The sequence below is a fragment of the Proteiniclasticum sediminis genome, from assembly GCF_018128025.1.
Lineage (GTDB): Bacteria > Bacillota > Clostridia > Clostridiales > Clostridiaceae > Proteiniclasticum > Proteiniclasticum sediminis.
The window spans coordinates 1-550 of sequence record NZ_JAGSCS010000081.1 but is presented as its reverse complement, the minus strand read 5'-3'; the positions used below and the strand labels follow the sequence as shown (position 1 = coordinate 550).

The following is a 550-nucleotide window of genomic DNA, read 5'->3' as shown; positions in this document are numbered from 1 at the left end:
GGGACTGACCCCTACACCCCGCCAGCCGTCGGCGGCACCAATGGCGCTTATACGGACTATGACATCCCGCCGGAAGCTCTGTCAGATCCCACCTTCGCGGCCCTGATCAAGGAAGCGGAAAAGTATCTGGGCTACCCTTACGTTTGGGGAGGCTCCACGCCATCGACGTCCTTTGACTGCTCCGGCTTTGTCTGCTGGGTGTTCAAAAATTCGGGCGTCTATCCTCTATCAAGGACCACTGCCCAAGGGATCTTTGACCAGTGCGCCACCATCCCGCCATCGGAGGCCAAGCCAGGCGACATTGTGTTTTTCACCGGCACTTACGACAGTATCGGACCGGTATCCCATGTGGCCATCTACGTGGGCAACGGCATGATGATCCATGCCGGAAATCCCATTCAGTACGCCTCCATGAACACCTCATATTTCCAATCCCATTTTTACGCCTTCGGGCGTTTGCCAAGGAGGTAACTATGAATCCAAAGATCCAAAAACTGACGGAGGAGATCGATAAGATCACCCATCGAATTAAAAGCCTCGAAGCCAGACT

General features: G+C 54.5%; 1 protein-coding gene. It reads left to right on the top strand.

Going from position 1 to position 550, the window contains the following annotated elements; translation table 11 throughout:
* Positions 1-471 (top strand): C40 family peptidase (locus tag KCG48_RS14650; RefSeq protein WP_211802909.1); only part of this gene is annotated, 471 nt, incomplete at its 5' end.
* Between the last annotated feature and the right edge of the window lie 79 nt (positions 472-550).